General features: G+C 59.1%; 25 protein-coding genes and 1 pseudogene. 12 read left to right on the top strand and 14 right to left on the bottom strand.

What is annotated here, in order from left to right:
• Positions 1 to 86 precede the first annotated feature (86 nt).
• The 3 genes from CO664_RS21985 to CO664_RS21975 all read left to right on the top strand — a co-directional run bounded on the left by CO664_RS21985 (position 87) and on the right by CO664_RS21975 (position 2,447).
• Positions 87 to 581, top strand: coding sequence for a cupin domain-containing protein (locus CO664_RS21985; protein ID WP_097539896.1), 495 nt, complete (start codon positions 87 to 89; stop codon positions 579 to 581).
• An 80-nt stretch (positions 582 to 661) separates the two neighbouring features.
• Entirely contained in the window at positions 662 to 1,933 is a 1,272-nt protein-coding gene (locus CO664_RS21980) for an MFS transporter (RefSeq protein ID WP_097539895.1), read from the top strand.
• A gap of 31 nt (positions 1,934 to 1,964) precedes the next feature.
• Complete coding sequence (locus tag CO664_RS21975; protein WP_037416013.1) at positions 1,965 to 2,447, top strand: DUF302 domain-containing protein; 483 nt, start codon at positions 1,965 to 1,967, stop codon at positions 2,445 to 2,447.
• A 376-nt stretch (positions 2,448 to 2,823) separates the two neighbouring features.
• Here the strand turns inward: CO664_RS21975 and CO664_RS21970 are convergent.
• A pseudogene (locus tag CO664_RS21970) lies at positions 2,824 to 4,242 on the bottom strand (IS1182 family transposase).
• A 278-nt stretch (positions 4,243 to 4,520) separates the two neighbouring features.
• Between CO664_RS21970 and CO664_RS21965 the strand changes: the two are divergent.
• Positions 4,521 to 7,742 carry an adenylate/guanylate cyclase domain-containing protein gene (locus CO664_RS21965; RefSeq protein WP_097539894.1) on the top strand — a complete coding sequence of 1,074 codons (3,222 nt, stop codon included), beginning with the start codon at positions 4,521 to 4,523 and terminating at the stop codon, positions 7,740 to 7,742.
• Positions 7,743 to 8,085: 343 nt separating this feature from the next.
• Positions 8,086 to 8,712: an NAD(P)/FAD-dependent oxidoreductase gene (locus CO664_RS31725; protein ID WP_337441825.1), complete on the top strand. Its 627-nt coding sequence runs from the start codon at positions 8,086 to 8,088 to the stop codon at positions 8,710 to 8,712.
• 1,001 nt (positions 8,713 to 9,713) lie between these two features.
• On the opposite strand, the gene CO664_RS21955 is transcribed toward CO664_RS31725, so the two are convergent.
• The 10 genes from CO664_RS21955 to CO664_RS21910 are packed head-to-tail and all read right to left on the bottom strand — an operon-like array spanning position 9,714 to position 17,083.
• Entirely contained in the window at positions 9,714 to 10,751 is a 1,038-nt protein-coding gene (locus CO664_RS21955) for a Gfo/Idh/MocA family oxidoreductase (RefSeq protein WP_097539927.1), read from the bottom strand.
• A gap of 7 nt (positions 10,752 to 10,758) precedes the next feature.
• Complete coding sequence (gene aroQ / locus CO664_RS21950) at positions 10,759 to 11,208, bottom strand: type II 3-dehydroquinate dehydratase (protein ID WP_026617243.1); 450 nt, start codon at positions 11,206 to 11,208, stop codon at positions 10,759 to 10,761.
• Positions 11,209 to 11,241: 33 nt separating this feature from the next.
• On the bottom strand, positions 11,242 to 11,610 hold the full coding sequence (locus tag CO664_RS21945) for a 5-carboxymethyl-2-hydroxymuconate Delta-isomerase (protein WP_097539893.1): 369 nt from the start codon (positions 11,608 to 11,610) through the stop codon (positions 11,242 to 11,244).
• Between the two features lie 13 nt (positions 11,611 to 11,623).
• On the bottom strand, positions 11,624 to 12,484 hold the full coding sequence (locus CO664_RS21940) for a shikimate dehydrogenase (RefSeq protein WP_176536642.1): 861 nt from the start codon (positions 12,482 to 12,484) through the stop codon (positions 11,624 to 11,626).
• Between the two features lie 18 nt (positions 12,485 to 12,502).
• On the bottom strand, positions 12,503 to 13,276 hold the full coding sequence (locus tag CO664_RS21935) for an amino acid ABC transporter ATP-binding protein (RefSeq protein ID WP_176536646.1): 774 nt from the start codon (positions 13,274 to 13,276) through the stop codon (positions 12,503 to 12,505).
• Positions 13,277 to 13,283: 7 nt separating this feature from the next.
• Positions 13,284 to 14,108: a transporter substrate-binding domain-containing protein gene (locus CO664_RS21930; protein WP_097539892.1), complete on the bottom strand. Its 825-nt coding sequence runs from the start codon at positions 14,106 to 14,108 to the stop codon at positions 13,284 to 13,286.
• Between the two features lie 41 nt (positions 14,109 to 14,149).
• A complete protein-coding gene (locus CO664_RS21925; protein ID WP_037390103.1) occupies positions 14,150 to 14,800 on the bottom strand; it encodes an amino acid ABC transporter permease in 651 nt (216 codons plus the stop codon).
• Positions 14,801 to 14,809: 9 nt separating this feature from the next.
• Positions 14,810 to 15,478, bottom strand: coding sequence for an amino acid ABC transporter permease (locus tag CO664_RS21920; protein ID WP_097539891.1), 669 nt, complete (start codon positions 15,476 to 15,478; stop codon positions 14,810 to 14,812).
• 46 nt (positions 15,479 to 15,524) lie between these two features.
• Entirely contained in the window at positions 15,525 to 16,346 is an 822-nt protein-coding gene (locus CO664_RS21915) for a sugar phosphate isomerase/epimerase (RefSeq protein WP_097539890.1), read from the bottom strand.
• Positions 16,346 to 17,083, bottom strand: coding sequence for a GntR family transcriptional regulator (locus tag CO664_RS21910; RefSeq protein ID WP_097539889.1), 738 nt, complete (start codon positions 17,081 to 17,083; stop codon positions 16,346 to 16,348). Before CO664_RS21910 ends, CO664_RS21915 begins: the two co-directional genes overlap by 1 nt.
• Positions 17,084 to 17,335: 252 nt before the next feature.
• Between CO664_RS21910 and CO664_RS21905 the strand changes: the two genes are divergently transcribed.
• From CO664_RS21905 to CO664_RS21875, 7 genes are all read left to right on the top strand, one after another.
• Entirely contained in the window at positions 17,336 to 18,229 is an 894-nt protein-coding gene (locus tag CO664_RS21905; protein ID WP_097539888.1) for an intradiol ring-cleavage dioxygenase, read from the top strand.
• Between the two features lie 24 nt (positions 18,230 to 18,253).
• Positions 18,254 to 19,036 (top strand): 2-oxo-hept-4-ene-1,7-dioate hydratase, encoded by a 783-nt coding sequence (gene hpaH, locus CO664_RS21900; protein WP_097539887.1) that lies wholly within the window; start codon positions 18,254 to 18,256, stop codon positions 19,034 to 19,036.
• Between the two features lie 8 nt (positions 19,037 to 19,044).
• A complete protein-coding gene (gene hpaI, locus CO664_RS21895) occupies positions 19,045 to 19,836 on the top strand; it encodes a 4-hydroxy-2-oxoheptanedioate aldolase (RefSeq protein ID WP_097539886.1) in 792 nt (263 codons plus the stop codon).
• Positions 19,823 to 20,506, top strand: coding sequence for a transporter substrate-binding domain-containing protein (locus tag CO664_RS21890; protein ID WP_097539885.1), 684 nt, complete (start codon positions 19,823 to 19,825; stop codon positions 20,504 to 20,506). Before hpaI ends, CO664_RS21890 begins: the two co-directional genes overlap by 14 nt.
• A gap of 844 nt (positions 20,507 to 21,350) precedes the next feature.
• Entirely contained in the window at positions 21,351 to 21,578 is a 228-nt protein-coding gene (locus tag CO664_RS21885; RefSeq protein ID WP_037415848.1) for a hypothetical protein, read from the top strand.
• Entirely contained in the window at positions 21,575 to 22,018 is a 444-nt protein-coding gene (locus CO664_RS21880) for a TA system VapC family ribonuclease toxin (protein WP_097539884.1), read from the top strand. The genes CO664_RS21885 and CO664_RS21880 overlap by 4 nt, the downstream gene beginning before the upstream one ends.
• A 729-nt stretch (positions 22,019 to 22,747) precedes the next feature.
• Positions 22,748 to 23,152, top strand: coding sequence for a TetR-like C-terminal domain-containing protein (locus tag CO664_RS21875; RefSeq protein ID WP_176536641.1), 405 nt, complete (start codon positions 22,748 to 22,750; stop codon positions 23,150 to 23,152).
• A 564-nt stretch (positions 23,153 to 23,716) separates the two neighbouring features.
• Here CO664_RS21875 and CO664_RS21870 read toward each other — a convergent pair.
• The 3 genes from CO664_RS21870 to CO664_RS21860 all read right to left on the bottom strand — a co-directional run bounded on the left by CO664_RS21870 (position 23,717) and on the right by CO664_RS21860 (position 26,476).
• A complete protein-coding gene (locus tag CO664_RS21870; RefSeq protein WP_234820301.1) occupies positions 23,717 to 24,127 on the bottom strand; it encodes a hypothetical protein in 411 nt (136 codons plus the stop codon).
• 217 nt (positions 24,128 to 24,344) lie between these two features.
• Positions 24,345 to 25,466, bottom strand: a complete 1,122-nt coding sequence (locus tag CO664_RS21865; protein WP_234820300.1) for an ATP-binding protein — start codon at positions 25,464 to 25,466, stop codon at positions 24,345 to 24,347.
• A 272-nt stretch (positions 25,467 to 25,738) separates the two neighbouring features.
• Positions 25,739 to 26,476, bottom strand: coding sequence for a response regulator transcription factor (locus CO664_RS21860; protein ID WP_050988190.1), 738 nt, complete (start codon positions 26,474 to 26,476; stop codon positions 25,739 to 25,741).
• Positions 26,477 to 26,509 lie beyond the last annotated feature (33 nt).

Raw genomic sequence — 26,509 nt, 5'->3', positions numbered from 1 at the left:
GGCGGCATTTCTTTGTCGCCTGAATGTCCCGCAATCTCCTCATGCCGGCGGAATGTCTCCGGCCGGACCATAAAGGAGAAACGGACATGACCCAGAAATCCCTTGCAGGTCGCCCCTCGTTGGTCGCCGCCGGGGCGCTCGGCCTCTTTGCAAGCGCACTCGCGTCGCCGTCGGCCATGGCGGGCGAATGCCCTAAGGATCAAGTAGCGGCGGATGCGATGGCGCCGGGCGCGACTACGCCGGAAGGTGTTACCGACGAAGTCCTCGCCTCCATCGATCTTTCGTCGAAGGGCGGCGACTGGAAAGGCAATGCGCTCAGGCTGCGAAAACTGGTTGTGCAGCCGGGTGGCGTCGTTCCGTGGCATGCGCATGATGCGCGCCCTGCCAATATCCTGATCCTTGAAGGCACCATCACCGAATACCGCAGCAGCTGCAAGGTGCCGATCGAGCACAAGGCGGGCGAGGTTACCGCAGAGTTCGGCGATCTTGCCCATTGGTGGAAGAACAACGGCAAAGAGCCGGCCGTGCTCTACTCCGCCGATATCCTGCCGCCGATGGCAGACAACGCCGACACCATGTGAGCACGGCGACAGCACAACTTCCCTAACTCGGACGTTTCCGGCCACCGGCGGGAAACGTCTCCGCTCCAGGAGAAAAGGCGATGACGAATCTCGATCGCGCCGCGCCTGCGCCCGTCTCCATTCGGACGACCCCGGCGGCAGAACGCTTGCACTTCGGCATCATTTCACTCATCGCATTTCTGACGCTCGTCGATCTTTTCGCTGCCCAGGCGATTTTGCCGTCGCTACAGAGACAGTTCGCGGTCAGCCGTGCCACGATGGGCCTCGCGGTCAACGCCAGCACCTTGGGCATGGCGGTCGCTGGCCTGGCGGTCGGCATATTCGGACGCTCGCTCGACCGGCGCAACGGGATTTCGATCAGCCTGACCTTGCTTGCCGTGCCGACGGCGCTGCTCGCTGTCACCCAAGACATAATGCTTTTCGCCGGCCTTCGCGTGGCGCAGGGCCTGTGCATGGCCACAGCATTCACACTCACCATGGCTTATCTCGCGGAACACTATCCGGCCGACCGAGCAACGGGTGCGCTCGCCGCCTATATCACCGGCAACGTCGCAAGCAATCTCTTCGGCCGCACCCTGTCGGCTTGGGTGGCTGATACCGGCGGTCTGTCGATCAACTTCCTGACCTTCGCCGTCCTCAATCTGGCGGGTGCGGCGTTGGTCTGGACCACATTGAAGCGCACGGAACACATAATGCCGAACCGACAGATGCGCAGCATCAACGGGAGCTGGCGCTGCGTGCTTGGCAACCGGGGGCTGCAGAGCATGCTTGCTGTCGGCTTTCTGATCCTCTTCGTGTTCATTGGGACCTACACCTACGTGAATTTCCGGCTCGTTGAGCTGGGTCTCTCGCCCATGCAGCTCGGGCTCGTCTATTTCGTCTTCCTGCCGTCACTGTTTACGACGCCACTGGGCGGGGTGATTTCGCGCCGCCTTGGAGCCGCACCGGCGATCACGCTCACCCTCTTTGTCGCGATCCTCGGTCTCATCGCCTTGTTGAGCAGCGGCCTTGCCGTGGTGCTCTCCGGTCTCGCGCTAATCGCCGTCGGCACTTTTCTCGCCCAGGCTCTGGTCACAGGCCAGGTGGGCCACATCGCCGACATCGAAAAGGCGGCCGCGAGCGGAGCCTATCTCGCCTCCTACTATACGGGAGGCCTGTTCGGCAGCCTGGTGGTCGGCCAGATCTACGATCATCTTGGATGGAGCTTTTGCGTGCTGGCGTTGGTGTTGACACTCGTGATCGCCATCCTGATGACGCTTCCTCTGCGAACCGAGCCACAAACCATAAAATCCGATTATCGAAACGGACACGAGACGGCATTACCAAAATCCAGCGGCCGCACGCATCCTTGACATGCCGCTTGGCAACACAGAGGAGTTTCAGATGATCACGATCAGCAATGGAATACGGTCGGCCGCCCTGATTGTCACGGCGGTCGCGGCGTCGGCTCAAACGTCGACAGCACAGGCAGGTAACAGCGACGGGGTTGTCACCGTCAAAAGCCGCTATTCGGTCGGCGAAACGGTAGACCGGATCAAACATAGCGTCGAGGAAAAGGGCATCACGCTGTTCAGCGTCATCGATCAGGCGAAGCTCGGCAACGCCGCCGGCAACAAGGTACTTCCGTCGCGCCTGGTGACATTCGGCAATCCAGCGCTTGGCACAACATTCATCACCGCCAACCCTCTCGCGGGTCTCGATTGGCCGGTTCGCGTTCTTGTCTACGAAGCAGAGGATGGATCCGTCTACGCTGCCTATACCGACTTCGAATGGATCGCCAAGCGCCATCGTATTGCAAACAGAAAACACGAATTCGTCATGGCGTCGGAGGTGATCAGGGCCGTTACCGATGACGTGAAGAAATAGTAACCCTTTAAGCGCTCGCCTAAGCTCTCTGAAATGAGTTGGCGAGCGCATGATCCGCATTGGTCCGCACTGAGCTTGCGATCTGAGCGTCGATTCCCGCTTGCCGAAATGCGTCGCTGGAAAGTGTTCCCGTCAAGCATATGGGATCTTTTTAGCCCGAACGTGAACATCCGCGCGGCGTGCACATGGCTAGTGAAGAACGGCTCTCGACCCTGGCTGTGTAAAAACGCTGATGCCATGGCCAATTGTGGGATATGAGCGTTGCTCAAGCGTCATGGTAGGCGGTTTTTGCCTTCGAGCGCCCTCCAGATGCCGAATTGGCCTCTATGCCGGCGTTTGACGGGAGCGTTTCATGCAATCGTGATGGGCGAGGCTATTACCCCTGTATTGCCGCCACCAGTGCCTTGGAGCGATGATGTTCATGACCCGGGTCATGTTATAGGCGAGTACGTGCAGCGCCATTTCCGCGCGCACGTTCGGCAGCCGCTTGGTGAGGAAGTGCGTGGCTCCCATCCATGATTTGATCGTCCCGAAGGGGTGCTCGGCGGTCACGCGGCGTTGCCGCATCTTATCAGGATCAGCATCAAGCCTTGCCTGCATCGCCTCAAGGTGATGCTCCCAACGCTGAATGCGCCGATACTTGCTGGTCGTGCACTTGGACCGCATGGCGCAGCTTGGACAATTGCTCGACCAGTAGCGCCGGATCATCAGGTCCGCCTCTTCTCGCGTGTACCGATAGATCAACCGTTCGCCGGCCGGGCAGAGATAGACATCCTCGTCCTTGAGATACCGGAAGTCCTGCTTGACGAAGAGCCCCTTGATCCGATTGGCCGACGTCATGGGCTTGGGCATGGTCACCGTGATCTTCTGCTCGACGCAGGCGAGGACCTCTTCGCTGTTAAAGTAACCGCGGTCAGCCACGACCTCGAGATGGTCTGCCTCAAAGGCTTGCTTGCTGGCCTTGGCCATGTTGGCAAGTTGCGCCCGGTTGCCGACATTGGTCACCTCATGGGCAACGATAAGGTGATGTTCGGTGTCGACTGCGGTCTGAGTGTTGTAGCCGACCATGCCCGAGCCTCGGCCGCTGGTCGCCATTGACCGGCTATCGGGATCGGTGAACGATACCTGCTGGTCGGGCGTTTCCAGCATCTCCTTTTCGATCTCCTTGAGCCGAACCATCTCCTGTCGAAGCCGTTCAACCTTCTCCTGCAGGCGCTCGATCTTGGCGGAATGAATGTCGTCGCGCTCCTGCCGGTCGGCGCCGTCCATCTGGTGGAGATAGCGGGCAACGCTCTCTTCGATCTGCGCCATGCTTGCCCTTGGTGAAGTTCCGGTCTCGGTTGTTGACCGCCTTGAACTTGCTGCCGTCGATCGCAACACTCGGCTTGGCGAGAAGCCCTATCTCGCGGCACAGCCGCACAAAGCCGGTACAGACCTTCTTGATGGCACCACCGTTATCGCGTCGAAAATCGGCGATGGTCTTATGGTCAGGCACAAGACGCCCAACCAGCCACATCACCTCAATGTTGCGTCCAGCTTCGCGTTCGAGACGTCGGCTCGACTGGATTCGGTTCAGATAGCCGTAGATGTAGAGCTTGAGCAGGATCGAGGGATGATAACCGGGGCGCCCGGTATTGCTTGGCTCACAGCGTACAAAACCGAGATCGGCCAGATTGAGCTCATCAACGAAGACGTCCACCACCCGAACCGGGCTATCCTCATGCACCCAGTCATCCAACTGCTCGGGAAGCAGTGTACTCTGGCTCCTGTCGACACCCTCGATATACCGCTTCATGAATCCCCCTCGACTCATGTCAAAGGCTATCATGTTCGGCGTTTTCACACAGCCTGGACCCGTAGCGGTCGCCGGTGATGGGCAAAGAGAACGTCGCAACTCCACCGCAAAGCGGATCTCGCAACCATCCTTTGTTCGGCGTTCCGTGACCATGCTAAAATGCTAATTTACGGAGCTTCGCGAGCGACAAGCCGGGCGTTGTCTTGAGAACGCGAGCTTGCTCGCTTTCAGACGTCGGGAAAAATGCAAATGTCGCCTCAACCTGAAAGGACAGGCAGGTGGACGTTGTCAGTTGGTTGCGCTCACTAGGGCTCGAGCAGTACGTCGGTTCGTTTCACGACAACGCAATCGATGGCGATGTCCTGCGCGACTTGACAGACCAGGACTTGCGCAACCTGGGCGTTTCTGCGCTCGGGCACCGAAAGAAGCTTCTTGACGCAATCAGGAGATTGAAAGCGTCTGGCGACGACAGGTGGCCCGCCCCGGCAGTGCATAGCCCCGCGAGCGAGCGTCGGCAGGTAACGGTCCTCTTTGCAGATATAGCCGGATTTACGGCCCTCAGTCGCGAACTCGATGCCGAAGAGCTGCACAAGGTTGTGGGCGGTTTCTTCGAGCGTGTGGATCCGATCGTCGTGGCTCACGGCGGCTACCTGAACAAGCACATCGGTGACTGCGTGATGGGCGTCTTCGGCGCACCCATATCCTATGGCAACGACGCCGTTCGTGCAGTCCATGCAGCCTTGGAGATACGCGATGCTGTTTCAGAACTTGCCGACGTCCATGGTCGGAGGCTCCAGATTCATGCTGGAGTCGCCGGAGGTCAGGTCGTCGCAAGCACGACTGGCAGTGTCAGCCACCACGAATACACTGTGACAGGCGAATCCGTAAATCTCGCCTCCCGACTCGCGGCCGCGGCGCCGCCCGGAGACATCCTTATCTCCGATGCCGTGATGAGGATGACACGCGGCAAGATAGACTGCGTGGACGGGGGCTGGCTGAACGTGAAGGGCTTCGCAGAACCTGTACGGGCGTGGCAAGTAGTGCGATGCAGAACGGAGGCTTCCACTGACGCAGGCCCTCTCGTTGGCCGCCAGGCAGAGCTTCAGATATTCGGGGCGGCAGTGGCATCGTGCCGAGCGTCAGGCAGAGGTCAGGTGTTTTACGTTCGCGGCGAAGCCGGAATCGGCAAGACCCGCCTAGTCGAGGAGTTCCAACGCGTCGCCCGCGACGGCGGGTTTGATTGCCACGCCGCCCTCGTGCTCGACTTTGGGGGCGGCGCTGGCCGTGATGCTATCGGCGCCCTGGTGCGCAGTCTTCTGAACATCTCCTTGACCGATGGACCTGCAGCAAGCCAAGCCGGGCTCGATTCAGCCTTGGCCGCAGGACTGGTGAACCAAGACGAGCTCGTTTTCCTGGACGATCTCCTTGACCTACCGCAGCCGCCCGACCTTCGAGTACTTGTGGATGCTATGGACAACGAGGCTCGGCGAGCCGGCAGGATAAGGGTTCCCGCCAGTCTGGTGCAGCGTGCGAGCCGCGCCCGGCCGATTCTCATTATCGTCGAGGATGTTCATTGGGCCGATGAGACAACGCTGGCACAGCTCTCGGAGATCGCACTCGCGACTGCCCGCAGCAGGTCCATTCTCGCGATGACGTCGCGCGTCGAGGGAGACCCTTCTGGTTCCGGGTGGCGTGAGGAGGTTGCCGAAGCCTCCCTCGTCACGCTCGACCTTGGACCTCTGCAACTCGAAGACGCGCGTGCACTCGCGAGCGGACTGCTGGCCGCCAGTAGCAGCTTCGTGGAACGCTGCGTCGCGCGTGCAGCAGGCAATCCGCTGTTTCTGGAGCAGCTCCTGGCCGAGACGCAGCAGAGTCTTGGCGCACAAGAAGTTCCCGGTTCGGTGCAGAGCTTGATGCAGGCTCGCGTCGACCGTGTTGACCCTGTAGACAGGACCGCGCTCCAGGCTGCTTCCATCTTGGGCCTCAGGGTCGAGCTTGGGGCCCTGCGGTATCTCATAGGTAAGCCACATTACCAGCCGAACCAGCTGATCGAGCACCGTCTTCTCAGATACCATGGCGAGGCGATCATGTTCAGCCATGCGCTAATCCGGGATGCGGTATACGAGACGTTGCTTCGGAATCGGCGCCGTGATCTCCATCTTGCGGCTGCCGAATGGTTTGCAGCCAGTGACGATCCAGTTTTGCGGGCGGAACATCTCGATCGCGCAGAAGACACCAGGGCAGCCGCCGCCTACCTGTCGGCAGTGCAGCTGCTGGTCGGGAGCTATCGGTACGAAAACGCGCTCCGCCTCTCAGACCGGGGCCTCGAGATTGCCGCCCTCCCTGTCGATCGGTACGAGCTAGCGCAATCGAGGGCCGAAATCCTGGAGCAACTGGGCCGGGTCCGGGACGCGGTGGCGGCCTACGACCTCGCACTGACGGCAGCGATCGACGATCGGGCCCGTTGCAGCGTACTGATCGGCCGTGCAGGAGCGAGGCGCACCATTGATGACATGGACGGAGCCTTCGCTGACCTGGAGCAGGCAGAGAACACCGCTTCGCAGCTTGGATTCACGGCGGAACTGGCCCGCATTCACTTTCTGCGCGGCAATCTCTATTTCCCGAGTGGCAACGCCGAAGCCTGCAGTCACGAGCACGAGCAGGCTCTGGAGTTGGCGAAGAGGGCTGGCTCGGTCGAGCTCGAAGCCATGGCGCTAGGCGGCCTCGCCGACGCGCAGTTCATACGCGTCAGAATGGTGTCTGCTTACGAGCTGTTTGAGCGCTGTGTGAGCCTCGCCCAAGAGCATGGGTTCGCCAGGATTGCTGCGGCGAACCGCCCGATGGCGGCCATGGCGCAATTCTACTCAGGAAGCGCGGCGGCGGCTTTGGAGATCGCCTTGCTGGCTATAGCCGAGACAGCAAAGATTGGCCACAAAAGGGGGGAGATACTTGCCCAAAACGCCGCCGCCCTCTGTTATCGCGAGCTGCAACAACATGGCAAAGCGCTCGATCACACGCAGGCAGCCTTGAATCTGGCGATCTCGGTCGGTGCAAAGCGATTCGAAGCTCTCAGCTTATATATACACGCCAGCCTGTTGCGCCTTTCGGGCGACAGTGATGGCGCGCTTGATCAGGTGAAACACGCGCTCGCAATCGCACGCGAGACAGGAATAGGTTTCGCGGGGCCGCGCGTTTTGGGCGAGCTGGCGTTGATCACGGACGATCCGGAAGTCCGGGCATCGTCGCTCGGCGAGGCAGAGGGACTACTTGCGAGAGGAGCGGCCGTGCTTAACCAGCTGGAGTTCAGGAGGTCTGCCATCGAGGCCTGCATCAAGGGCGGCGATTGGGACGCGGCGGAGCACCATGCCAAAGTGCTTGAGGATTATACCCGTGCAGAACCCCTTGCCTGGGCAGAGCGGGTGATCGCACGAGCGCGTGAGAGCGTCGCGGACCATCGCTTCCGAGCCATGTCCACACCTGGCAAAGGGGAGCAGTCCTAAGCAATCAAATGCTGGGTTGAATAAGCCGGTAAGCCGTACTGTCGGCTTCATGCGCGTTTTTCTTAATGGAGCCAGAGCCTTTCCCGGCAAACTCCTTGGAACTCATTGCGGAGGCCGCGTCGTGCCGCGGCAAGTTACCCACAGACAACACTTGAACGTCGATTTCGTCCGCTACCAAGCCGTTCGGTAGAACCGCCCCGAACGGCGATTTTCCACCCTGTTGCGAATTTGGGAGAACGGGGAAAGCGACCCCATCGCGGACCTCTCATGTGCAACTGTAGCCTTGCCAGAAGCCGAGGGACACGATGATATAGACCTATAGTTTGGCAGGGGGCGCGGGCGCATGAGCGAGGTACTCGATGCCATTGTGGTTGGCGCCGGCTCGGCGGGTCTCGGCGTCAGCTATCTTCTAAAACGGCTGGGCTGCAATCATCAGGTGCTCGATCGAGGCCGGATCCGCGAGACCTGGCGAACGCGGCGATGGGACTCGTTTCGACTGAACTCGCCGACAATCCGCTCCATCTTACCCGGTGACTCATACGGGGGACCCGATCCATGGGGCGCAATAACCCACCACGAGTTCGCGGCATATCTCGAAGGCTATGCCGAGCGACACTGCTTGCCGGTAAGCACCCAAACCCCAGTGAAGGAGCTGACGAAAGACAATGGGATCTTTCGCGTCACAACGGCGGGCGGCGCGCTTCTGGCCCGCAATGTGGTGATCGCCACCAGCGATCAAAATCAACAGGTCCGGCCACCAGGGTCAGCGGATTTGCCAATCACCATTCACCAGGTAGATTCTTCGGCGTATCGCAGCGCAGCCGATATAGAGAATGGCGCGGTGCTGGTGGTCGGCAGCGGACAATCGGGCGGCCAGATCGCCGAGGAGCTGGCACTAGCTGGGCGCGTGGCCTTCGACCAGTCGCAACGGCCGTTGGGTGCGGCACTATCGCGGCGGCAACATACTTAATTGGCTGAACGCTGGCCGGCTTTCTCGATGTCCCCCGCAAGGAACTCGTCCTCCCCTCCGGCAAGCTTCCAGCCCGCGCGCTGGTCGGTGCGACCCACACGATCAGCCTGCAATCGCTTGGCGCGCAAGGGGTGGTGTTGCTTGGCCGTTTCAGGGGCGTGGAGAATGGCAGCCTCATCTTCGGCGACGAGCTCGAAACCAACATGCGGTTTGCTGACGAAATTTCCGCGAACGCGAAGCGGCTGATCGACGAATACATCAAGCGTGCCGGGCTCGATGCGCCCCCAGCCAAGGACGATCCCGCCGAGACGGTTGAACCGCGTCCGCCCGATCCTCCGATCCGGTCCATCGACTGTACCGCCAGCGGCATCAGATCGGTGGTCTGGTGCACGGGCTTCACCGGCGATTTCTCATGGGTCCGGCTCCCTCGCTCTCGACGCAGCCGGTCAGCCCGTACACGAGGATGGAGTCGCCACCAATCCGGGGCTGTCTTTTGCCGGCCTCGATTTCGGATCGACGCGAAAATCAGGCACCATTCCCGCTATTGCAGAGGAGGCTGCTCGCCTGGTCGAGCGACTCGTCAGCAGTAACGCGGCCGACTTGCGGCAGAGGGGCGCCTAACGGTTATGCATGAGAATGCGGGATAATTGTGCTGAGAACAATTCAGACTTGCGACCCGCTGGTCCACTGTTTCCACCCTACCGCGACGAGGGGGAACGGGGATGGTCGACCCGTTGCGCTAATCCGGCCCAAGTACCGAAAGACAAAAAAGGCACGTCAAGCCGGACTTTGATTTCTGCCCTAAGTCGGCTTCAAGCAGTCACCCCGAAATTCGATGAAGCGTTGCGTCGTTGCCATTCGATGGCGGGCGAAGACAGAGCGGCGGCGACGATTCCCTCCGCCAGAAGCGCGATGCCTAACGTCGGTGTTGAGCCGGCGCTCTCATCGCATCGGATGCAAGGAGACGCGAAGGGCGAGCAGGCGGTCACATTACTCAGGAGTCAGTTCAACTCGATACGTTCACCCGTTGCCGCAGAGCGTTTTACCGCATCGACTACCCTCAAGGCTTCGAGCCCCTCACGCCCGCTGACAAGCGGCGGTTCGTCTCCGCGGATCACCTTGCAGAATTGCCTGATCTGCAGAACGAGCGGGTCCTCGTCGTCTACCTCGATACGCGTTTGGTCAATTGGCTGCCACCAACTCCGTTTACCAGGATTGCGCCAGACCTCGAGCGACGGAACAGCCAACGACCCGTGCGTTCCTCCGATCATGTAACAGGATTGCTCGGTTTTGGGGTAAGCCGGATTCTCTCCGGTTGTCATCTCCCAGCTCCACGGTGCGACCACCGCGTCCGAGACTGTCGCAGTTCCCAAAACTCCATTCTTGAACTCGATCAGGATCACAGCCGTTTCCTCAACTGCGTTGCCGCGCACCGCGTTGGACTCGCGTGCCTGAACCGCAGCCACATCGCCGAAAAGGTAGCGCAGATTATCGACATCGTGGATGAGATTGAGGAAAACCGGCCCCGCACCGCGCTCACGACGCCACGAGACGTCGAAGTACTCGTCGGGCTTGAATAGCCAAAACATCGCATTGACAACAAGAACGCGGCCGAGCTTCCCGCTTTCGATGATTTCCTTTGCCTTCTGCGTCACCGGATTGTGTCGGCGATGATGGCCGGTCAATAGAGGAACACCTTTTTCCTCAGCCGCTGCGATCAGCTTTTCCCCGGATATAATGTCGTCGGCGATAGGCTTCTCGATGAGTGCGGGAACGCCGGCTTCAACGGCTTCCAACCCGTTCTGGACGTGAGCCTGGTTGGGCGTAGCCACGATTATCCCGTCAGGTCGGTCTGCGGCAATCATGTCCGCGAAGCTCGTAAACCACTTCACGCCGGCTTCCTTGGCAATAGTCTCGCCAACCGGCGTGGGATCGACCACCGCAATGAGTTGCGCCAAGGGCTCGGCCAGGACGTGTTGAATATGGCGCTTACCGATGAGGCCTGCGCCAAGTACGGCCAGCTTAACCCGTTGGGTCATGGTCAACTCAGCTCTTGCTCGCCGCCTTGATCATTGTCGCGGCGCGCCGGATGCCAAGCTGGTATCCTTCTGTTCCAAGGCCGCAGATCACGCCGTCCGCGCGGTGCGAAACGAACGAATGGTGTCGGAAGCTTTCGCGCTTGTGCACATTGGAGATGTGGATCTCGATCACAGGTCCTTCAAATGTGTTCAGAGCGTCGAGGATGGCGAGTGAGGTATGGGTAAAGGCTGCCGGATTGATGACGATGCCCGCACCGTCCTCGCGCGCCTCATGAATCCAATCGATGATCTCGTATTCCCGGTTGCTCTGATGAAAGCGGATTTCATGACCGAGTTCGGCTGCCAGTTTGCGGCAGTCCGCCTCTACGTCTGCGAGCGTTTCATGCCCGTAGATGTGCGGCTGGCGTTTGCCAAGCAGGTTGAGGTTTGGTCCATTGAGAACGTAGATCAGGCTCATAGCATAGTGTCCTTCTCGAGCACGTCGTCCTGGTCAGACGAACGTGATTGCTTGAACAGCAAAATCAGGGTCCGACTCGTAGAGATCTGCGCGCAAGCCGAGCCTTCCCGCTTCGAGAGCAGGCGCGGCGATCGTCCGCGCGGCGTCGAGAACGGCAGTGAGGAGCTTCTGCTTGGTCTCTGCAGTACGACCCGGTGCCATCCGCACGATGATTTGGATGAAATGACTATCGACATGCTCATCGCCCACGCAGGAGTATGTCGCCTCCCGCGCAAGCGTGCGCACGGCGGAAGGTTTCACTAGGCCGCCGTCGCGAACGCAGCGATGCACGGTCAGCGTGAGCCGGTCCATGGCTACGTGCTCGCCTGCGCCCCGACTATAATCGATGATGATATGCGGCATTGGGATCTCTCCATCAAGCCGACAGGCGGCACAAGTCCATAAAGTGACGGGACATGCGCTCTGCGTCGGGTGCTATCCCGGTGAACAATTCGAAAGCCGCTGCTGCCTGGTAGACGGTCATGCCGCCGCCACGAAGGGTCCGGCAGCCTTTTCTTTCGGAGAGAGCAAGGAGCTCTGTGACGAGCGGCATATAGACGATGTCGGCGACCCAATGCCGTGGCAGAAGCCATTTTGGGTCGATCGGCAAGCCAGGATGGCTCTTCATACCCGTGGGCGTCGCGTGGATAAGGCCGTCCGCGGAGCCCAGGGCGCTGCCGACATCCGTCGTGGCGCGCGCACAACCCCTTGAGAACCGATCATTCAACTGCCCAGCCAAGTTTTCTGCCCGTGTCGAATCCTGGTCGAAGATCGATAGTCTCTCAATACCGAGCTTCATTGCGGCATGCGCCACGGCGACACCGGCGCCGCCGGCGCCAAGCAGGACGGCATGCGACTTCGCGACGTCCGGAAGGCCGCGCCGGAAATTCTCGTAGAAACCGTACCAATCAGTGTTGTGGCCGATCCTCTCGCCGTCACGAAACACCACGGTGTTGACCGCACCGAGCATCTCTGCATCCTCGGAAAGGCGATTGAGGTGGGCGATCACCGACTGCTTGCACGGATGTGTAATGTTGCTCCCGGCAAAACCGCGCCGCTCCTCCTCGTCTAGGAGGTCCGGCAACGCCGAGGCAGGAAGGCCTCGCTCGGCCAGGTCGAGAAGCTCGTAGCGGTAATCGAGGCCCTGATGTCGAGCTTCCGTTTCGTGGAGAGCCGGGGACTTCGACATTTGAATGTCGGCCCCGATCAGTCCCACGAGGAATTTCTTGTCGCGCATTGGTATCGCCTTCGGACGTCAGTGGTGGGCAAGGATTTCGCCGAGGAAGGTTTTTGTGCGTTCGTGCTTGGGAGACTTGAAGAAGACCTCCGGTTCGGCCTCTTCGACGATTTCTCCGGAGGCCATGAAGATGACGCGGTCAGCGACCTGACGGGCAAAGCCCATTTCATGAGTGACACAGATCATCGTCATGCCGTCACGGGCGAGGCCGATCATGGTGTCGAGCACCTCCTTCACCATTTCGGGATCGAGGGCAGAGGTCGGTTCGTCGAAGAGCATGACCTTCGGCTCCATGCAGAGCGCGCGAGCGATGGCAACGCGTTGTTGTTGCCCGCCGGATAGCTGCGCAGGATACTTTTCAGCCTGGTCAAGGATTCGAACGCGCTCGAGATATTTTCGAGCCAGTCGCTCTGCGTCAGCGTGGCTTGTGCCTCGAACACGCATCGGGGCGAGTGTACAGTTCTGAAGTACGGTCATGTGCGGGAAGAGATTGAAGCTCTGGAAGACCATTCCCACTTCGCGCCGTATCGCATCGACGGATTTAATGCTTCCGTCCAGTACCTGACCCTCGACGACAATCTTGCCTTCCTCGATCGTTTCGAGGGCATTTATGCAGCGGATTAACGTCGATTTTCCGGAGCCTGACGGCCCACAGAGGACGATTTTTTCGCCTTTGCGGACCGACAGACTGATGGATTTCAAGGCATGGAAAGCGCCGTACCACTTCTGCACATCCTCAAGGGAAATCAGCGTCGGTTGATCGTTTGCGGAATTGAGCACGGAACCCTCCATTTGGGCTTTAATTGACGGTGAACGGGATGTTCGGAATGGATTCAGGGAACTGCGGCAGATCGATCGCCATCCACTTCTTGGTGATGGCGGCAAGCTCACCATTGGCCTTGATCTTCTCGATGAAGGCGTTGACGGCTTCGTTCCAGTCCTTCTCGCCGAGACGGGTCCCGACTCCGTTGTAGGTCGTCAGAAAGTTAATCTTGCGCTCAAAGGTGCCGGCACTCGCCGCATCCAGCCGCTGACCATAGAACTGGTTGCCGCCAACCGCCTTTACCTGTCCGGAGATCAAAGCCTGGATGGTTGCGGCGTCATCATCAAACCGGCGAACCGTTGCGGTGGATCCGACGGCGTCGGTTACTGCCTTATCCTGCGAACTGGACTTCGGAACGCCGATCTCCCATCCCGCAACGTCTTCAGGCTTCGTAACCGTGTCGGATTTCGCGGCATAAAGCGAAATCGTGTTGGCGGCGTAGGGCTTGCTGTATTGAATTGATTTCGCACGCTCTTCCGTCATTGCCATCGTTGCGAACAGGATGTCGACTTTGCCGGTCGTTAGCGCGGGAATGCGGTTGGCAACGGCGAGCGGCTGGAATTGAACCTTAACGCCCAACTCCTTTGCAAAAAGGTTGGCGACGTCAGCGTCGAAGCCGTCCTGCTGGCCGCTCGTATTGACGAAACCCCAAGGCGCGTTGTCGCCCTGGATGCCGACGACCAGCGTGCCCTTTGCCTTGATTTCTTCTACAGTTGCCGCAGAGGCGGCGGCAGCGCCGACGGTTGTGAAGGCAACAGTTGCCAGTGCAAGTCCGAGAAAATTCCGACGATTGGTATGCATAAGTATGCTCCTCCTCCAGGGTTTTGCTTCCAGCGAAGCGGTTAGCGGGCGGCTTTCGCCATCCGTTTTTCGAGGCCACTTCCGGCATGGGAGAGGGGCCAGCAAATGATGAAGTAGATTGCGGCGACGATCCCGAAGACGAGCAGCGGACGATAGGTCTGGTTTGAAATGATCTGGCCGGCGCGAGTCAGTTCAATGAAGCCGACGATTGCTGCGAGCGACGTGCCCTTGATGAGCTGGACAAGGAAGCCGATCGTGGCCGGCATCGAGATTTTCAGGGCCTGCGGCAGGATGACGTCTTTCATCCGCGAGACATAATGCAGACCGAGGGCGTTGGCGGCTTCCGTCTGGCCCTTCGGCACAGCCTCGATGGAGCCGCGCCAGATCTCTCCCAGGAAAGCACTGGCATGGAGCGTGAAGGCGATTGCGACCGCGATCCACGCGTTGACTTCGATGCCCAACAGCGCAACGCCGTAATAGACAACGAAGAGCTGCATCAGAAGGGGCGTGCCCTGGAAGATGCCGATATACCCTGCGGTGATCGTCCGGAAGACCTTCTTCTTCGAGGTGCGCAGCAGCGCTATCAGGATTCCGAATATACCCCCACCGATGAAGCCCACGATCGCGAGCAACACGGTCCACTTCAAACCCTGCATCAAAAAGAAGAATTCATTTTCGCCGATGGGACCCATGGCTGCCTCCTATCGCGTCGGGTAGTTGAAGTAGTGGCGAGAAATGAGGGCAAAGAGGCCCATCATCAGCGTCGAGATAACCAGGTAGATTGCGGTCACCGTGAAATAGACTTCGAAGCTGCGGAAGGTGTCAGATTCAATGCGCTGAGCGGCCGAGGTCAGTTCGTAGGCGGCGATTGACGTGCAGACAGACGTTGTCAGTGTCAGCATGATGAACTGGCTTGTGAGCGAGGGATAAATCGCCCGCAGCGCCGGCTTGAGCACGATGAGCCGGAAAACGTCCGCCTTGTGCAGACCAAGTGCGAAACCTGCCTCGATCTGGCCGCGCGACACGCTCTCGACCCCGCCTCGGATGATCTCGATTGCGTACGCCCCGCCATTGATCCCGAGGGCAATGATCGCAGTGACGGTCGGATTGAGGCGTATGCCCATGAGAGGAAGGGCAAAATATATGAAGAAGATCTGCACCAGGAATGGCGTATTACGCACGACCTCGACGAAGAGGATCACGGGAGTGCGTGTCATCTTGCTCTTGGAAGACCTTGCAACAACGCCCAGGATTCCTATGACGAGTGCGAGGACCATCCCAGCCAACGCAAGGCCAAGCGTTCCAAGCGAGGCCCATAGCAATTCCGGGGCGCGGTCGAGGACCGCACCGAAATCAAACGTATAAGTCATGTAAGACTTCCTCCCTCCGACCGGCTTACGCCGCGTCGGCGCCGGATCAATGATCCGGTTTCAAAATTCCCAGTGCGCTGTCATGCAGATGTTTTAGATGTGCCTCCGGGTCCACCGGCCCGACGAGTGGCACTTCAACCGAGATAGCAGCGCCGTATTCGGTTGCCGCCCAGAGGTCCTTCAATGGCAATTCGCCTTCTCCAGGAGCGAGCCTACCGCTTCTCGCCTCGGCGATCATTGCGTCCGATGTTTTGGGAGCAGGCCCGCGGACGTCGCAAAGCTGGACGTGTTTTACCTTCCCTGCATTTCCGCGAAGCTCGTCGATCGAAGCGCCGTTTCGGAAGAAGTGAATCCCATCAACGAGGGCACCGGCGTTCTCTGCTCCACAGGAATTCACGACCGCAACACTGTCGCCAAAGGTTCTTACCGTCCGCCAGCCCATGTTTTCGATGTCGACTGACATTCCATATCGCGCCGCGAGGGCGCAAAACTCAGAAAGGTTTGTGGCAAGACGGCCGCCGTCTCGATCATCGCCGCAAACACTCAGCCGGCGCGCTCCTATGTTCGCAGCGGCTGCCACGGTCGCCTCATGGGAGGCCGCAACGAAGCTCTCATCGATCACGAAGAACTCGATATCAAACACCTTGATGCCTTCGCCATCGGCAATTGCCTTGAACTCCTGGGCACTTTGGCTGCCCACCGGCAACTCGTAGAAAGGGGCTCCGGGAAAGGCGGGGTGCAGACGCAGACCTATCGACGCAAAACCCGCCCGAGCAGCTATCACGGCGAATTCTTTGGGCGGCAGCGCGATGGATGAAAAATGCGCCACGCCCAGTTCAAGGCCCGGTCTTGGCTTCGCGACGGTCATCACAAGATCCCCTTTGTCGCGAGGTGATTGCGCAGATTGGTTCCCGTGCGGTGAATATGTTGACGCAACATATCGCACGAATAGTCCAGATCCCGCGCGACGGCTCCCTGAGCGATCTCGCTGTGCTCCTGGCTGACGTTGCGGTCACCCGACGTGCGGGTCAGAAACACCCGGCGATAACGGTCGTTGAGATTAAGAAGCAATTTGCAGAAATGGAGCAGGATCGGCTTCCCGCAGCCAGATATGAGTATCAGATGAAATTCGCGGTGGAGCTCTTCCCAGCGCTCCAGTGTCTCTGGCCGAGCCGCGTCACGCTCGGTGCGGTTAAGGCGATGCAGCGCGCGCATGACGTTGCCTTCCCACTCCACATCGCCGAGCCGCATGGACTCGCGAAGCGCAAAGACTTCAAACTCTTCGCGCAGGGTGGTGATCTCTTCCAGATTGGCCAAGGAAATTGATGAAACGCGGTAGCCGCGATTGTCCTCGAACTCCACTAGACCGTCCGATATCAGCCGCGCCAACCCTTCACGCAGCGGACTGAGGCTTACGTTGAACGTCTTGCGCGCCTTGTCGAGATTGATCTTGCTGCCGGCCTGAAGCTCGCCGGAGATGATCGCTTCACGAAGACGGGATGCAAGCTGGCTCCCAATTGTGTTTTTGCCGTCATCGAGAAAGCCAGAAGACGATGGAGCATCTTCTGCCGTCGGAGCAAATGCGCCGTCGTCATCCGGTATCATTGTTCCTCCCAAAGCTCCTGAACTAATTGTCGATGATCGATATAATAAACGATTATTCGTGTCAATCTGAGTGCACTGAAATCTGCAAAAAAGTCAAGCCTACCTTCCCTGATGCAGATAATATGTAATAATATCAACGCATCGCGTGCCGCTGTGCTTCTTCTCTCGGCTTATTGGCGCCGCGATAATGTACGGAGCGCTTGACAGATAATCGATTATTCGGATAGTCGGGGAAATCGGGAGGTAGCCCACATGGTGATCAAAACTGAGAGCGATCTGACGCCAGCCGTCATTGCTGTGATGCATCGCACTGAAGACCCCCGCCTGCGAGAAATCCTTGTGGCGATCGTCAAGCATCTTCATGCCTTCGTGCGCGAGGTTCGACTGACGGAGGTCGAGTTTCGGGAGGCGACAGCCATGCTAAATGAGATCGGGAAGCTGCATACTGATCACCACAACGAGTTTGTGCTGATGGCCGGTTCTCTTGGCGTGTCTTCACTTGTCTGTCTGCTGAACAATGGCGACAGAGGACAGACTGAGACCTCCCAGTCGCTGCTCGGCCCATTCTGGCGCCTCAACTCTCCGCGAGTCGAAAATGGCGGGACGATTATCCGATCCGAAACGCCGGGCACTCCCTTGTTCGTGCATGCCAAGGTCGTTGACCGCGACGGTAAGCCAATTGCCGGCGCCGAAGTGGATGTGTGGCATGCATCTCCCGTCGGTCTTTATGAAAACCAGGACCCGGACCAGGCCGAGATGAACTTGCGCGGCAAATTCATGACCGACGAGCAAGGCCGGTTCTGGTTCAGGACCGTCAAGATGGTTGGCTATCCGATACCGGTCGATGGCGTGGTCGGACGCCTGCTCAAAGCTCAGGGACGCCATCCATACCGACCAGCGCACCTGCACGCACTGATCTTCAAGCACGGATACAAGACGCTGATTTCCCAAGTCTTCGACCCCAGCGACCCGAACATCGACTCCGATGTTCAGTTCGGTGTCACGGCAGCGCTGACCGGCGACTTCACTCGTCATGAGGAGCCTCATCCGACCGAAACGGATATTCCTGGTCCGTGGTTCTCGCTCGACTACACCTATGTCATGGAGCCCGGCGAAGCCGTTTTGCCGCGTCCCCCGATCAAATAAATCACAATCAGCAGAGCAAACGATATGATCACCGAAGAAGAACGCCGGGCCGCGGCAGACGCGCTGCTCAAAGCTGAAATCGAGCGCAAGCCGATCATACAGCCTAGCGAGACCTACCCGAACCTCGAACTCGAGGACGCCTACCGGATTCAGGCGTTGTGGGCGGAGGCGAGGGTGGCCAAGGGCGCACGGATCGTCGGGCATAAGATCGGCCTGACGTCACGCGCCATGCAGATGGCTTCGAAAATGACGGAGCCGGACTACGGCTGCATTCTTGACGATGCGCTTTATAATGACGGAGCGCAGATCAAGGCTGACTTGTTTATCAAACCGCGCCTGGAGGTCGAGCTGGCCTTTGTTATGGGTGAGGATCTCCTCGGGCCCGGCACCAGAATCTATGACGTCCTGCGTGCGACCGAGTTCGTTGTCCCGGCACTCGAGATTATCGACTACCGAACCGAAGTCCCCCGAGCGATCACCGACACCATTGCGGACAACGCGGCTTTCGGCGCCATCGTCGTTGGCGGTCGTATAATTCGCCCGATGGACATTGATATCCGCTGGGTCGGAGCGACTCTTTCCAAGAACGGCATCATCGAGGAGTCGGGCGTGTCGGCGGCGATCATGGGACATCCGGCAGCCGGCATCGCTTGGCTGGTCAACAAACTTCATGCTGTGGGCGGTGGCCTGAAGAAGGGACAAATAGTCCTGGCCGGCTCCTTCACGCGTCCTGTCGATATCGCAAAAGGTGATGTCATTCAGGCCGACTATGGCCCTGTTGGCTCCATCGGCGTGTCATTCGTGTGAGGTGCTAGATGGAACATCCTGTCAATCGGTTCAAGCGGAAGCTCCTTGCCGGTCAAAGTCAGATCGGCCTGTGGTGTGGCTTGCCGGGAAGCTACGCCGCAGAAATCGTCGCGCCTTCAGGTTTCGATTGGCTCCTGTTCGACACGGAACATTCTCCGGCTGACGTTCTGACCGTCCTGCCGCAATTGCAAGCGGTCGCACCATACGACGTTTCCCCAGTCGTCCGCCCGGCCATCAACGACCCCGTTCTCATCAAGCGTTTCCTGGATATTGGCGTTCAGACACTGCTCATTCCCTACGTTCAGAACGCGGAAGAGGCGAAAGCCGCAGTCGCGGCCGTGCGATATCCTCCGGATGGTATCCGTGGTGTTTCTGCCTTGACGCGCGCCACTCGTTTCGGCCGAGTTGCGAACTATGCGCAAAATGCGGAACGGGAAATTTGCCTGTTGCTGCAAGTTGAGACGCGGGAAGCGCTTGGCAACCTCGAGTCGATTGCGTCGGTAGAGGGAGTGGACGGCGTATTCGTAGGACCGGCAGACCTGGCAGCGAGTTTCGGACACAGGGGCCAACCGAGCCACCCGGAGGTGGTCGATGCAATTGTCGACGCGATTGAACGCCTGAAAGCGTTGGGCAAGCCTGCGGGCATTCTTACCCCGGATGAAAAGTTCGCGGCACGGTGCATCTCGCTCGGAACACTATTTACTGCCGTTGGTGTCGATGTCGCTGTTCTAGCAAGGGGATCGGAAGCACTCGCCGCACGATTTGCATCTCAGGGAGCGTCCCACGATGTCGCAACGTGATGAACTCCTTACTGAAATCGCACCGACAGGAGTCATCAGAGCGGCGGTCAACATGTCGAATGCCGCACTTGTCCAACTCGATCCAGTGACAGGCGTTCTAACAGGGCCGAGCGCGCAGATCGCGATCGCACTTGCGGCAGAACTCGACTGCAGTTTGTCGCTGGTCCGATACGGATCGGCAGCTGACATTCTTGCGGCTGCCGAAGACAATGAGTGGGACGTTGCATTCATTGCTTCCGATCCGTCACGTGCCGACAGGTTCTCCTTCTCGCCCCCCTATACCACGGTGACCGCCAGTTTTCTGGTGTCAGACAGTAGCCCGCTAGGCAGCGTCGAGCATGTCGACGTCAAAGGAGTACGCATTGCCGCCGCCAGAACCGCTGCTTATACAAAGCAGCTTGAGCGACAGGTTAGAAATGCAATTGTCCTCCATGCCGAAAATCCCGCCTCCGCCCTGGACATGCTTGTATCCTTCCGGTGCAATGCGGCTGCGGGCTTGACCGAGTCTCTGTCACGCTTCTGCGAAGAGAATCCAGGTTTCCGCATTGTTGATGGGACATTCTCGAAGGTGCCTCAGGCGATCGCTGTGCATCGGAGGTGCGTTCACGCTTCAACCTTCCTGTCGGACTTCATCCAACAGCATTGCCGTGCGGGTAAGTTTAGCAATTGAAGCAGTTGGCGGCACATGCGAGGGAGCCAGGTCGAGGGGACGCGACACGTTAACTCCCGAATAGTCAATTGGAATCCTCTTCCCTCTCAAGCGTTCAGACTCGGAAGTTCATGTTTCGTTGAGCCTTTGAGTAGGATGTCGAGCAACTCTTGTCCCTAAGGGTTGGCGGTGGCCGCCCCCTTGGGCGTGTGCTTCGTGGTGCTGGCGCAGCAAATCCTTGCCTAGTCGTTGCCATACGGCGGTCATGACGACTGCATGGATGTGCCCGCGCGTCGGCCACGCCCCGCCGCGAGAATGGCCTAGATCGGCGCTCCTCCCCCACAGCACCATGACCGCGCCAGGTAAACTGCGAGCTCCATCCGACCGACTGGATGAGCATCATCAGGCGACGCGCAAGCCGGTCGGCGGTTTTTTGCCGAGTTGTACCATCCCGTCAGGAGTACCAGCTTCATGCCTGGACGATCACTACCGCCATCAGCTTGCCGGGAAGAGCTTCGACGCAAGCAACAGGGCGGCAGTTAAGATTCGTCCTAGTACGGCCGACACGAATGGCTGAAAGGTCCCCGCTTAGCGGCCGATTCGCTCGTTCGCTCGAATTTCGGCTCCCCACCCGACTGAGACAATCGAAAGCCGGCAACATGCCAAAAGCGGGATGTCGACTTCTATCCTTCGCCGAGAACGGATTCGGACCGGCGACCGTGGATGAATTGAGATTGTGATTTCAACCCTCTGCGCCGGCGGACAGATTGGAGCGATGACTGCATCTTCGTTCGCCATCAACCTTGAGAAGCCCGCCCTGTTGCTCTATATGATGCGTGATGATTGATGCGTAAGTGGAGCGGATATGAGAACGACCCTGGCGATCGACGATGATGTTTTGATCGCAGCGAAGGCGATGGCAGCCCAGCAGCGTCGAAGCGTCGGCGAGGTCATTTCCGAGCTGGCGCGGCGTTCTCTGCGCCGGCCGCGCGGTGGCGGCGAGCGCAATGGAATTCCTCTCCTGTCACCCCGGCCGAATGCGCCACCGGTGACGCTCGAAATCGTCAACGCCTTGCGTGACGAACTGCCGTGACTTTCCTGCTCGACGTCAATGTGGTGATCGCCCTAATCGATCCGGGTCACGTAGCGCATGATGACGCGCACGAGTGGTTCGCGTCCAATGGACAGACCGCGTGGGCCACTTGCCCCACTACCGAAAATGGTGTCATCCGGATCGTCGGAAACCCCAAATATCCCAATTCTCCCGGTTCGCCGTCACTCGTGATGGAGGTAGTCGGAAAATTGCGGTCGCTCCCCGGTCATAGCTTTTGGCCGGATGATGTGAGCCTTGTCGGGTCAGGTGATATCGCTCCCGCGAAGATCCTGACTTCGGAGCAGGTAACTGACACCTACCTACTTGCCCTCGCCAAGGCGCGTGGGGGCAAGCTGGCGACATTCGATCGCAAGCTATCAGCAGCGGCGGTCACAGGGGGCAATTCCGCCTTGCACCTGATCACTACGAAGAGGTCGTGAGTTCCCGTTGAGACGTTATGCAATCTTCTGTAACGGGCTTTGCGTCAATCCCTTGTGAGCCTAGTCCCTCGCCGAGTGCTTTCTTCTGTCCGCAGTCGGCGCCGGGCAGCTGCTCTATGGGTCAGCTGAGGACCGGTTGGCCAATCTTTTTTGAGGCGCAGTCACCGCGTGCCGCCTTGCGGCTTTGACCGAGGCGGACGTCACCCCAGAAGTCGCCACAGCTCTCCTCGACATGTATGCATCGCGCGCGGGCGCGTCACCCGCCAGGAGAACAATGAGCATTGGCACGGCTCAACACCTTTGGCAGTCGCGCTCAAGCCACAGACGCTCGCTCAACCCGGGGGATGTGCCTATCGAAGATGGAGCAGCGACGGATTTGAATTCGACGTGATCGAGCATGGCCCGATATTCGGCGCCGTGATCCGTTTTTAGCTGCGCTATGGTTGGTGTACGCATTTTCGGCTGCACGCCTGTCGACTTGGCTCTCCGCTCATTCGACTGAGGAAAGAGCCGACCCATCCCGGTTGTTGCGATGTACGAGGGCCTGGGCCATTAGTCGACGATACCCGATGGCGAAGGACCAAGTGATTGTGATCCTATGTTCGCTCTGAAAAATAGCATAGCTGCTCGACGCCCGGACGTGTGATGCGGATCGACTTTTAGCAGCGGGCCGCGTTCCGTGGGCAAGCCAACGATCTACAGGCATTGGCGAACGCCTCCGAACTCGCTATGGCCGCCTTGATGTCCGGAGATCCGGGCATCTTCTCAGGAGTCGGGACAAGCCTGCGAGCGGCGCTCGCGGGGCAGATGCGATCGCTGAACCAGGCCTTTAAGACCACCAGAGGGGCGCCAAATCGCCACGACGCTCGTGCCCGCCGACTCCAAAGCGAATTCACCAAAACCTTCCGCAACCAGGTCATCCTCTCGAGCCGCGAGGCCGGTCGCGCCTTGTTGCCCCAGGCTGCCGCGCGAGGAGAGATTATGTTGCAGCACGACCTCGAGATACTGCTCGACATGAATTACGGACCCGTCTTCTACCGGCTGCTTGTCGGGCATCGTTCACTCGACACGGGCTTCGCCAACAGCATCGTCGCGATTGCCTTGGAAGCAGTGGCGACCCGCGAAGAAAGGTAGAAAACGAAGCGGAACCAAATCCGCTCGCACAACCGATATTACCGGCCCGTTGCGGCGAGTACCGACTAAAAGGCAACCGATGACTTCCCCGTAGATCGTGCAGAGCGCGTTGCCTTCGTTGAGATCCAGGTCCGTCAAGGCCAGCAGCGAGGCGCGGACAAGCGTCCTGGTTGGAAAGTCTCAGCTTCGCTTCTGGACAGAAAGCGTAAAGCTCGTCGTCGGAACGGCACCGCGCGTGGCTCCCTCGAGCAAGGCTTCGTATACTCCGCATTGGACTTATATTAGACCCCTCATGGTGGCGGATGGTTCCAATCAAAACGGCGACAGAGCCTGCACAGAGGGGCTAGTCATGGCGGGCTAGTAAAGCCGCGCAAGTCCTCCCGTTCCCCGCCAGCAATTTGGATGCTGCCGGCGACGTGGCCAACCGGTTATTTATTTTGATCTTCGGCGCGGAGCCGATGCTTTCGTCGCCAGTCGGCGGGCAGCCGGCTCAACCGCTCTGGCTTGTTCGGCGTCCCCGCTAGCGGCCGCCATCTCGGTGTGCGCCTCGGCCATGATCTCGCCTTAGCCTTCACCGAGGTCCGCAACAGCGACCCTGCCTTGATCATAGGCAACCAGTCCGGGCACAACTCTTCTACCCGTAGGCTGAGCAAGGAACTCGATCCGTTTCATAAATGCGCTTCCGTCGAACCTTTTGGACATTGTCAATGGCCCGTCGCCGGAAGGCGCTGCGTGGAAGAAAATCTCAAGATTGACTACAGGTATCGGACGCATGCTGCGCAGAAGATCAATCTCCGGTCGCGTCGTTACGGCCAAGGAGCAATTATCAGAACGGAGTGCTTCAAAGACTTCCGGCACCGTCGACACTGCGATCGACTCATGCCCACGCTCCGCCAGTTTCGTGGCGATCATATTGGCCGCCGCCTTGGGCAGAAACACAAGGATTTTGTTGGGACGAATGGCTTCCAAAGACATGGCGAGTTCCTCATACGGAGACGAAGAATTTAGCCTTTGCCTGTGCAAGAGTGTGTTTGGTTTTGTGTGATTTTGTTGCGGGCCTCGCCCACTCGTCCCAAAAGACGGGACCTGGCGACTTAGCGGGCTCGATGATTTGCCACCCCGAACCGCTCCGGAAGCACCCGGTCGCTCTCGCGCGCCTCGTTGACGCGATCGGGTATAGGGGCTTGTGGAATCACACAGCGCAGCCAACGTGGCCAGTCGTTCGCTTAGGCGCGGCGCCGCTCGCCGCATGCCCTTCGGTAGGAAAATCCATCTGTGCCGCGAGACCTTGCGGCGCTCTGTTCAGGAGTTCGATCGTGCCGCCATGTGCCCGCACGATGTCGTCGACGATCGAGAGCCCGAGACCGAACCCACCGCGGTCGGTCGATGTTCGCGCCGTATCGGCCTTGAAGAAAGGTTCGAGCACCCGGGTACGCAAACTGACGGGAAGGCCCGGGCCGTCATCGATGACGCATATTCTCAGGCTCCCATTTCCAAGGATCGAAAGCTCCACCGATATTTCGTGAGCGAACTTGGTGCTGTTTTCGACGAGGTTGGTGATCGCACGTGCCAGTGATCTCGGCTTGCAGCGATAGGCAAAGCGCTCCGGTCCCACATATCTCACATTGAAGCCGACGTCGGAGAAATCGGAACAAACAGTCGTCAACAGACTGGGCAGGTCGGCATTGACCGGTTTCTCGGCCGCCATCTCCTTGCTGAGATAGCTGAGCGTATCGTTGACCATGTCGCTGAGAGCTGAGATATCGTTCAGCAACGCTGCTTTCAGCTCCGGCTGCGTCGAGCGCTCCGCCCGCAGCCGCAGTCGCGTCAGTGGTGTACGGAGGTCGTGGCTTATTGCGCGCAGCATGCGCGTGCGGTCATCGATCATGCTGCGAACGCGGCTGCGCATGTCATTCAATGATTTCGCTAGGGTTCGGATTTCGGCCACTCCGCCTTCGTTGAAAGGCCTGTCGGGCCCGTCATCGGGCTTCAAGGTTTCTGCGGCCTGCGCAAATTTAAGAAGGGGAGCCGCAATCACCCGTGCCGCATAGAGCGACAGAAGAATCACGGGCAGGACAAGACCCATCAGTTGCAGGACGATGCTGACTTGCTGATCGCTGATCCATGCATCCGGAGGCGGTGGCGCAGGGAGGAACGCCAGAGCCCGGTCATCACCGACCCCGACGACCAGCACATCGTGTAGTTTTCCAGCGGAAGTCTTCGCCCGGAAAGCCGTTGCGAAGCTGGCTGGCAGATTGTTCTGCACAAGATGGCGGACATCCTCAAAGGAGATGTCCGTATCTGCCTGCTTCAAAAGCTCCGCTGCCGAGACCTGTTCGACCCGAAGCCCTGTCCCGGACGTGGCGTCTAGAATCGCCGCTCGTTGCTCTGCGGACGTGGACGCTCGAACCTGATCGACGACCGTCTCGATCTTCAAGGCCGTCGTTCTGGCATACGAAACACTCTCCAGATCGTCACGCAAGAGCAATTCGGAAATTACACCCAGCATGACGAGGCAGACGACGGGGCCGACAGCCAAGGCCGCAATCTGTCGGCGGATCGACCCAGCTTGAAAGCGTGCAAACATCAGTACGCCTCGACTTTGGGCGTGAACACGTAGCCGCCGAGCCGGACCGTCTTGATCAGGGTCGGCTCCCGAACATTGAATTCGATTTTCTGGCGAACTCGGCTGATGTGAACATCTATACTGCGTTCGACCGGACCTGCAGCACCGGCATGGGTCAGTCGGAGAAGCTGCTCACGCGTCATGACGCGACCGGGATTCTGGCAGAATGCGAGGAGAATATCGAACTCGGCCGTCGTCATCGAAACGTGCACGCCCTCCGGATTCACGAGTTGCCGCAGGATCGGATCGATCTGCCAACCGGCGAACTGCATGGCTGTCTGCTGCGGGGGGGAGATCGCTCCGTATGAGGCGCGCCGCAACAGCCCTTTTATTCGCGCCATCAATTCCCGCGGATGAAACGGCTTGGTAATGTAGTCGTCAGCTCCAAGCTCGATGCCTACAATGCGATTAATTTCATCGCCAAGTGCTGTGAGCATCACGATCGGAATGGTCGACGAGGCCCGCAGCCGCCGGCATATGCTGAACCCGTCTTCTCCCGGCAGCATGCCATCGAGCACAACCAGATCGAAGGACTGCTTCTTCAGGATTGCATCCATGTTAGCGGCTGAGCCAACCGCAGCAGCTTCGAAACCATTCTCCGTCAACATTTCGATGACCATCGCAGCGATCTCGTCGTCGTCCTCGACAAGAAGAATGCGAGGCACTGTCTCTGGCGCGATGAGATGTTGAGCTGTCATGTGGTTGCTCTTCAAGGGTGTGATCGAAAGCTG

The sequence above is a fragment of the Sinorhizobium sp. NG07B genome (assembly GCF_002532005.1).
In the GTDB taxonomy this organism is placed as follows: domain Bacteria; phylum Pseudomonadota; class Alphaproteobacteria; order Rhizobiales; family Rhizobiaceae; genus Sinorhizobium; species Sinorhizobium fredii_C.
Note: the sequence above shows the minus strand (reverse complement) of the source record. Positions and strands in the feature narration are given on the sequence as shown.